The organism is Micromonospora sp. KC606 (genome assembly GCF_004348675.1).
Classification (GTDB): domain Bacteria; phylum Actinomycetota; class Actinomycetes; order Mycobacteriales; family Micromonosporaceae; genus Micromonospora.
On sequence record NZ_SMKN01000256.1, the window covers coordinates 1 to 7,823 of the forward strand.

Annotated in this window: 8 protein-coding genes and 1 pseudogene; 6 read left to right on the forward strand and 3 right to left on the reverse strand. The window is 72.5% G+C overall.

Annotation, left to right across the window (positions count from 1 at the left end; all coding sequences use genetic code 11):
• From E1193_RS28290 to rarD, 4 genes and pseudogenes are all read left to right on the forward strand, one after another.
• Window positions 1-387 (forward strand): annotated as a pseudogene (locus tag E1193_RS28290) (type VII secretion protein EccE); the annotation flags it as partial.
• A gap of 75 nt (window positions 388-462) precedes the next feature.
• Complete coding sequence (locus tag E1193_RS28295) at window positions 463-840, forward strand: phage holin family protein (RefSeq protein ID WP_132186224.1); 378 nt, start codon at window positions 463-465, stop codon at window positions 838-840.
• A 128-nt stretch (window positions 841-968) separates the two neighbouring features.
• Window positions 969-1,406: a GNAT family N-acetyltransferase gene (locus tag E1193_RS28300; protein ID WP_132186225.1), complete on the forward strand. Its 438-nt coding sequence runs from the start codon at window positions 969-971 to the stop codon at window positions 1,404-1,406.
• Between the two features lie 52 nt (window positions 1,407-1,458).
• Complete coding sequence (gene rarD / locus E1193_RS28305) at window positions 1,459-2,379, forward strand: EamA family transporter RarD (protein ID WP_132186226.1); 921 nt, start codon at window positions 1,459-1,461, stop codon at window positions 2,377-2,379.
• 69 nt (window positions 2,380-2,448) lie between these two features.
• Here the strand turns inward: rarD and E1193_RS28310 are convergent, their stop codons facing one another.
• Together E1193_RS28310 and E1193_RS28315 are read right to left on the reverse strand one after the other, a co-directional pair.
• Window positions 2,449-3,156 carry a zf-HC2 domain-containing protein gene (locus E1193_RS28310; protein ID WP_132186227.1) on the reverse strand — a complete coding sequence of 236 codons (708 nt, stop codon included), beginning with the start codon at window positions 3,154-3,156 and terminating at the stop codon, window positions 2,449-2,451.
• Window positions 3,153-3,677: a sigma-70 family RNA polymerase sigma factor gene (locus E1193_RS28315; protein WP_132186228.1), complete on the reverse strand. Its 525-nt coding sequence runs from the start codon at window positions 3,675-3,677 to the stop codon at window positions 3,153-3,155. The genes E1193_RS28310 and E1193_RS28315 overlap by 4 nt, the downstream gene beginning before the upstream one ends.
• A 205-nt stretch (window positions 3,678-3,882) precedes the next feature.
• On the opposite strand from E1193_RS28315, the gene E1193_RS28320 reads away from it, so the two are divergent.
• Complete coding sequence (locus tag E1193_RS28320; RefSeq protein ID WP_132186229.1) at window positions 3,883-5,994, forward strand: PhoX family phosphatase; 2,112 nt, start codon at window positions 3,883-3,885, stop codon at window positions 5,992-5,994.
• Between the two features lie 92 nt (window positions 5,995-6,086).
• Here E1193_RS28320 and E1193_RS28325 read toward each other — a convergent pair whose 3' ends face one another.
• Entirely contained in the window at window positions 6,087-6,869 is a 783-nt protein-coding gene (locus E1193_RS28325; RefSeq protein WP_132186230.1) for an IclR family transcriptional regulator C-terminal domain-containing protein, read from the reverse strand.
• A 154-nt stretch (window positions 6,870-7,023) separates the two neighbouring features.
• Here E1193_RS28325 and E1193_RS28330 point away from each other — a divergent pair.
• On the forward strand, window positions 7,024-7,823 hold an 800-nt coding region (locus E1193_RS28330; RefSeq protein ID WP_132186231.1), incomplete at its 3' end, for an MFS transporter.

Here is a 7,823-nt window from a genome sequence, read left to right on the forward strand (position 1 = left end):
GGTGTGGCGGTGCTGCCGCCGGGGCGAACGGTCGGCGGCGGGCCCGGTTCGCCGATGCGCCCGGTGTTGCTGGTGGTGGACGTGGGGGCGACGCCGGTCGAGCCGACGCCGGGGCCGGCCTGGCAGGCCACCCTGGTGGTACGCGACGAGCTGACCGCCGCCGACGTGGACGTCCTGGGCCGGGCGGATCTGGCGGTGCTGCAACCGCTGGATTCGCGGGAGGCGGCGCTGGCCGGCTCCGCGCTCGGGTTGGGAGGGTCGGCGGAGTGGCTGACCCGGATCCAAAACGACATGGTGGCGGTGGTGAACCGGCGGGCGTTGCGCTGGGCGCTGCTCTCGCCGACGCCGATCGAGTCGCAGCTGATCGGTCGACCGGGGCGGCGCTGAGGCCGACCGGCGGTCATTCGCCACCGGCCGTCCCGGAGGGTTCCCACAGTGGATCTCCCGTGACACCATCCCTGCATGAAGGGCATTTTCATTCGGCTGGGTGCCACAGCCGTCGCGTTCTGGTTGGCCACGCTGCTCATCCCCGGCATCTCCCTGGATTCCAGCTCGGCGGTCGAGACGGTCGTCACGCTGCTGCTGGTCGCGGTGATCTTCGGCGTGGTCAACGCGGTGCTCCAGCCGATCATCAAGACCGTGGGCTGCGGGCTGTACCTGCTGACCCTCGGGCTGATCGCGCTGGTCGTCAACGGTCTGCTCTTCCTGCTCACCAGCTGGATCGCCGACCAGGCCGGGCTGCCCTTCCACGTGGCGGGCTTCTGGCCGGAGGCGGTTCTCGGCGCGCTCTTCGTCGGGATCGTGACCTGGATCCTGGGCACCGTCCTCGACCGCGACTGACCTCAGTCGCGGGCCCGCGGCGAGCTGGTACGGCGCGAGTTCGACCGCCCGCCGCGAGGGTGGCGCGACGACCAGCGAGTGGGAATTGGCTCGCTTGAGGGCGGGGCGGTCGGGCTAGCGTCGCAGGAATGTTCACCGCGACCCGCGACGGCTACCAGCTCAGCACCGACCCGGACCGGATCGACCTGGGCCGGGTGCACCACTGGCTCTCCACCGACGCGTACTGGGCGCTGGGGCGGAGCCGGGAAACGGTGGCCCGCGCCTTCGCCGGCTCGATCGCGTTCGGGGTCTACCGTGCCGGCGACGGCGCACAGGTGGCGGTGGCCCGGGTGGTCACCGACGCGGCCACCTTCGCCTGGCTCTGCGACGTCTACGTGGCGCGGCGGGAGCGGGGACGGGGCCTGGGCAGCTGGCTCGCCGGAGCGGCCCGCGACCACCTGGCCGAGCTGGGCGTACGCCGGATCCTGCTGGCCACCGCCGACGCGCACGGCGTCTACGCCAAGCTCGGGTTCATTCCCGTCCAGCCGGAGCGCTGGATGGAGCTGGACCAGCGTTTGAGCCGGTGAGCCCGCTCACGGGGAAGGACCAGAGGGCTGATCCGGCCCTTACGGTGGAGGGGTGAACCAGACCCGGCTCGGCTACCTCTACGGCTTCGGCGCCTACCTGATCTGGGGTTTCTTCCCGGTCTACCTGAAGCTGCTGCGTCCGGCCGGTCCGGTGGAGATCCTGGCGCACCGGATCGTCTGGTCGGTGCTCTTCGTCGCGCTGGTGCTGGCCGCCATGCGCAACGTCGGTTTCCTGCGCGCGCTGGCCCGGCGACCCCGGGCACTGGCCGGAATCGTCGCGGCGGCGGTGCTGATCGCGGTCAACTGGACCGTCTACATCTACGGGGTGAACTCCGACCGGGTGGTGGAGACCGCCCTGGGCTACTTCATCAACCCACTGGTCGTGGTGCTGCTCGGCGTCTTCGTGCTCCGCGAGCGGCTGCGCCCGGCGCAGTGGGTGGCGCTGGGCGTCGGCGCGCTGGCGGTGGCCGTGCTCACCGTCGACTACGGCCGGCTGCCGTACCTGGCGCTGACCCTGGCGTTCAGCTTCGCCGGATACGGGCTGGTCAAGAAGCAGCTCGGGCTGCCCGCCGCGGAAGGGTTCTTCGTCGAGTCGGCGGTGCTGGCGCTGCCGGCCCTGGCGTACCTGGGCTGGTTGGCGTCTCGGGGCACGGCCACCTTCGGACACGTCTCGGCCGGACACACCGTGCTGCTGATGCTGGCCGGCGCGGTGACCGCCGTCCCGCTGCTGCTCTTCGCCGGCGCGGCCAACCGGCTGCCGCTGTCCGGGCTCGGCCTGCTCCAGTACCTCGCCCCGGTCCTTCAGCTCGGCTGCGGTGTGCTGGTCTTCCACGAGCCGCTGCCACCGGCCCGGCTGGCCGGCTTCGCCCTGGTCTGGGTGGCCCTGATGATCTTCACGGCGGACCTGCTGCGGCAGGGCCGGCGCAACCGGATCGCCGCCCGGTCGATGGAACCGGTCGCCGCCACCCCATGACCCACCGGCCCGGCCCGGCCCGGCCCGAGCCGATCCGGCCCGAGCCGATCCGGTCGGCGTGGGGTGGCCTCAGCGCACCTCGTAGTCGAGAACGGTGGTCCCGTCGGCGCGGATCAACTCCAGACGGACCAGCTCCGCGTCGGTGAACCGGGTCGCCCCGGTGAGGCGTACGTCGTCACCGGGACCGGCCAGCCAGGAGGCGATCTGCTCGGTCGTGTCGTCCGGGCCGTACGCCACCAGCCGGAAGGTGTACGCCTTGCCGTAGCCGGCCGTCGCGTCGTACCCGCAGTGCATGGTGATCTCGGTGCCCCACTTCTTGCCGGTCAGCCCGATCTCCGCGTGCACCGCCGGGGTCTTCGCCGACACCGGCGCCATGGATACCATGCGGATCGCCTGCACGGTCGGCGTCGGGGCCGGGGCTGGGGCCGGGCGCAGCGCGACAGCCCCGCCGAGGCCGACGACCAGCGCGAACGCGGCGGCGACCAGCGCGGTCAGCCCGTACCTCAGCCGGGCGGCGGAGCGTTCCCGGCGGCGGCGGTTGCGCGCCACGGCGAGCAGGTCGGGCACCCGGTCGGCCGCCGGTGGCGGCGGCAGGAACTCCACCAGGTCGGTCGGGTCGAGCCGGCCCAGTAGTCCGGGCAGCACGGCGATCTCGGCCACCGCCTCCCGGCACTCGAAGCAGCCGGCGAGGTGGCGTTCGTAGGCCGCCCGGTCCGCCGGGGCGAGGGCGCCCAGCACGTACGCGCCGTCGTCGAACGCGAACTCGCAGCGGGTCATCCGGTCACCCCCATCTCAACCAGGACCAACCGTAGTGAGCGCAGTGCGTAGTGGGTGCGGGACTTGACGGTCCCCGGTGGCACGCCGAGCCGAGCAGCCGCCTCCGACACCGAGCGGCCCTGGTAGAAACACTCGACCAGCACCTCCCGGTGGGTCGGGCTGAGCCGGTTCAGCGCCTCGGCGACGGTCCACGCCTCCACCGCGCGCTCCGCTTCGTCGATCACCTCGGGCGGCTCGGGCAGGTCTTCCGTGAACACCTCACCGACCCGGGTGGACCGGCGCCGCCAGGCGTCGATCGCCAGGTTCCGGGCGGTGGTGAACAGCCAGGCGCGGACCGACCCGCGGCGCGGATCCAACGACTCCGGGTGACGCCAGGCCCGCAACAGGGTCTCCTGCACCAGGTCCTCCGCCCGCGTCCGGTCGCCGTTGACCAGGCGGAGCGCGTGCGCGTACAGCGCCTCGGCATGCTCGTCGTGCAACGCGCGCAGCAGTTGGGCGTCGTGGTCGCTGACGGTGATCACCTCGCTCTCCGCACCGGGTCGGGCGGTGTGTGTGTCCGTCCGTGGATACGCGCGGCCCCGCCGATCGGTTCATCCGCTCCCGCTGTTCACACCAGGTTCACACTCGCGCCGAGGTCCGCTCACCGCGCCCTGGCAGCCTCCGGCCGGTACGCACGTCCAAAGCTGTCCCGGCGTGCCAGTGAACCTGCTTCCAGGAGGCTTCCCCATGAGCGACCGTCCCCGGCTGCTCCCGCTGCTGGGCACCCCCCGGCACGGCAGCCGTGATGCGATGACCTGCCTGTACCGGTGCGGCAACGCCTGCGACCACCCCGTACCCAACTCCTCCGACAACGCGTACTTCGGCGACATCGTCTCCGCCGAGGTGAGCCGACGCGGCGTGGTGCGGGCCGGCGCGGTCGGCGCCCTGGTGCTCGGCTTCGGCGCGGCCGGCGGGTCGGCTCCGGCCGCCGCCGCGCCCGCCACCCCGGTCGTGCCCGAGGTGACCGGCTTCGGCCGCCCCCGGCCGCCCGCCGGCACCGGGGCGCTCACCTTCAAGCCGATCCCGCCGAACACGCTCGACACCCTGGTCGTGCCGAACGGGTACGACCACTCGGTGGTCATCCGCTGGGGTGACCCGGTCGTCCCCGGCGCGCCCGGGTTCGACCTGCGCAACCAGACCGCCGCCGCCCAGTCCCGGCAGTTCGGCTACAACAACGACTTCGTCGGGGTGTTGCCGCTGGACCGGCGTGGCCGGCGGGCGCTGCTCGTGGTGAACCACGAGTACACCAACGAGGATCTGATGTTCCCCGGCTTCACCGGGATGGACGCGCTCACCGTGGAGCAGTTGCGGGTCACCATGGCCGCGCACGGCATGTCCGTGGTGGAGCTGGAGCGGGTCGACGGCACCGGGCAGTGGCGTCCGGTGACGAAGGGCCGCCGCCCGTACAACCGGCGGGTGACCGCGCTGGCCACGAAGTTCGAGCTGACCGGCCCGGCCGCCGGCTCGGCCTGGTTGCGTACCACCGCCGACCCGAAGGGCCGTACGGTGGTCGGCACGCTGAACAACTGCGCCGGGGGCGTCACCCCGTGGGGAACGGTGCTCTCCGGCGAGGAGAACTTCAACCAGTACTTCGTCGGCGGCGACGCCGTGCCGGAGGAGCTCAAGCCGAAGCTCGCCCGGTACGGCATCAGCACCACCGCCCGGTACCCCAGCGGCAGCCGCAAGTGGGAGCGGGCCGACGAGCGCTTCGACCTGGCGAAGCACCCGAACGAGGCGAACCGGTTCGGCTGGATCGTGGAGATCGACCCGTTCGACCCGGAGAGCCGCCCGCGTAAGCACACCGCGCTGGGCCGGTTCAAGCACGAGGGCGCCAACGTGATCGTGGCGCGCAACGGCCGCGTGGTCGCCTACATGGGTGACGACGAGCGCTTCGACTACCTGTACAAGTTCGTCTCGGACAAGAAGTTCATGCCGGGCGACTCGTGGGTGGCCCGCAAGCACAACCTGACGTTGCTGGAGTCCGGCACCCTCTACGTGGCGAGGATCGAGCAGACCAGCGCCGCCGAGATCGACGGTACCGGCAGGCTCCCCTCCGACGGGGCCTTCAACGGCCGGGGGCGGTGGATCAGGCTGGTCAGCGGCGTCCGCTCGTACGTCGACGGGATGACCGCCGCCGACGTGCTCACCTTCACCCGGCTCGCCGCGGACAAGGTGGGCGCGACCAAGATGGACCGGCCGGAGGACGTCGAGCCGAGCCTGCTCACCGGCAAGGTGTACGTGGCACTGACCAACAACACCGACCGGGGCAAGCCCGGCAAGGCGCCGGCCGACGAGGCGAACCCGCGCAACCTCAACAAGCACGGCCAGATCCTGGAGCTGGTCGAGGACCGCGCGGACAACACCGCGGAGACCTTCGCCTGGTCGCTGCCGATCGTCGCCGGCGACCCGACCGACCCGTCGACCTACTTCGCCGGGTACGACAAGACGAAGGTCTCGCCGATCTCCTGCCCGGACAACGTGGCCTTCGACGCCGCCGGCAACCTTTGGATCTCCACCGACGGCAACGCGCTGGGCAGCAACGACGGTCTGTTCGCCACCCCGGTCGAAGGGCCGGAGCGGGGTCACCTCAAGCAGTTCCTCACCGTGCCGATCGGTGCGGAGACCTGCGGCCCGTTCATCACCGAGGACAACCGTTCGGTCTTCGTGGCGGTGCAGCACCCCGGCGAGCTGACCGGGGCTACCGTGGAGCGGCCGGCGTCGACCTGGCCGGACGGTGACTACGCCAAGCCGGGCGTGGTGGTCGCCTGGCGGCTGGACGGCGGCCCGATCGGCAGCTGACCCCACCCCGGTGGCCCGACGCCGGGCCACCACCGACGGGCTCCGCATCCCCGCCCGGGACGGAGCCCGTCGGCCATCCCTGGATGCGACAGTCAGGTGTCAGCGGCGGTGATGTCGGCGATGGAACGGGCCACGGTGAGCAGTTTCGCCCGGACCACCCGGGCGGAGGTCATCATCTCGCTGGCCGGCAGCGCGCAGGCCAGCGCCACCCGGCGTTCGATGTCCTTGTCGGAAATGACCAGCACCGCCGCGCAGGCCACCCCCTGCCGGAACTGTCCCAGCTCCAACTGCATGCCACGGCGCTCCCCGGCGGCCAGGTCCGCCTCGAACGCCTCCACACTGGTCAGGGTGGCGGCCGTGAACGCGCGCATGCCGTACTCACGTAGGTAGCGGGAGCGCTGGTCGGGGGTGAGGGTGGCGAGCAGGCTCTTGCCGAGCGCGGTCGCGTGCGCGCCCTCGTCGAAGCCGGGGACCAGCTCCTCCAGGTGGGGCGAGCGGGTGCCCTCGGCGACTGCGGTGACGGCCACCTGACCGCCCACGAAGCGGCCGAGGTAGTGGCTCCAGCCGGTGTCGGCGGCCGCGCGGCGCAGCGTCTCCCCGACCGCAGGTGGCCCCCGGAAGGCGGTGACCAGCTCCCGGTACCGGTCGGCCACCTCCAGCCCGACGATGTAGGTGCCGTCCTCCCGGCGGATCACGTAACCCTCGTACGCCAGGGTCCGGACCAGGTGGTAGGTGGTGGCGACGGTCAGCTCGCACCGCCGGGCGATCTGCTTGACGGTCAGCCCCTTCGGAGCGCGACCGACCGACTCGAGCACGCGTAGCGCGCGGGAGACGCTCCGGATGAGATCCGAAGGCTCCGCCAGGGGGTCGCGCACAACCACCTCCGCAGCCGGGGACTTACACAATATGAAAAAACGCCCAGGGACGGAACGCCCGTTCGGGTCGAGGATGCCAGATCAGCGCGTACGTGGCAGGTATCCCTCCGCCACACCGGTCCGTCGGAAAGCAGACTCACGTAGGTTGGCCGCGATGACCGACACCGCCCTCACCCCCTCCCCGAGCCGGCCCGAGGTACGCCCGCTGCGCGCCGGGGCCGGAGCCGTCGCCACCACCATCGCCTGCGTGCTGCCCGTGTTCCTGGTCGGCGGCCTGGCCGTGCAGATGGGCGACGACCTCCACTTCTCCCCCGCCGGTCTGGGGTTGGCCGTCGCGGTGTACTTCGGCGTCAGCGCGCTGGCCTCGGTCCCCTCCGGGCACCTCGTCGAGCGGTACGGCCCGGTCACGGTGGCCCGCGCCGGCATCCTGCTCGCCGCCGCCTGCCTGCTCGCCATCGCGGTGCTGGCCCGCTCGTACCCGGTGCTGGTGGCCCTGCTGGGGTTGAGCGCGGCGGCCAACGCGTTCGGTCAGCTCGCCAGCAACGCGGCGCTGGCCCGGCACGTGCCGGCCCACCGGCAGGGTTTCTCCTTCGGCGTGAAGCAGGCCGCTATTCCCGCGTCCACCCTGCTGGCCGGCGCGGCGGTGCCCGCCATCGCCCTCACCGCCGGGTGGCGCTGGGCGTTCGCGGCCGCTGCCGTCGCCGCCCTGGCCGCCCTGCCCGCCGTGCCCCCGGGGGAGGCGCGGCCCGCGGCCCGGGCCGCGCGGTCGCGCGGCGGGCGGGCCACCGTGGCCCTGGTGGTGGTGGGAGTGGCCGCGACCCTGGCCGCGGCTGCTGCGAACGCGCTGGGCACCTTTCTGGTCGACTCGGCGGTGACGCGGGGCCTCGCGCCGGGGCTGGCCGGGCTGACCCTCACGCTGGGCAGCGCGGTCTGCGTGACGGCGCGGGTGGGTGG

Coding starts and splice junctions, on each gene's coding strand:
- E1193_RS28300 (WP_132186225.1), top strand. CDS start 969: ATGTTCACCGCGACCCGCGACGGCTACCAGCTCAGCACCGACCCGGAC.
- E1193_RS28310 (WP_132186227.1), bottom strand. CDS start 3,156: ATGACCCGCTGCGAGTTCGCGTTCGACGACGGCGCGTACGTGCTGGGC.
- E1193_RS28295 (WP_132186224.1), top strand. CDS start 463: ATGAAGGGCATTTTCATTCGGCTGGGTGCCACAGCCGTCGCGTTCTGG.
- E1193_RS28320 (WP_132186229.1), top strand. CDS start 3,883: ATGAGCGACCGTCCCCGGCTGCTCCCGCTGCTGGGCACCCCCCGGCAC.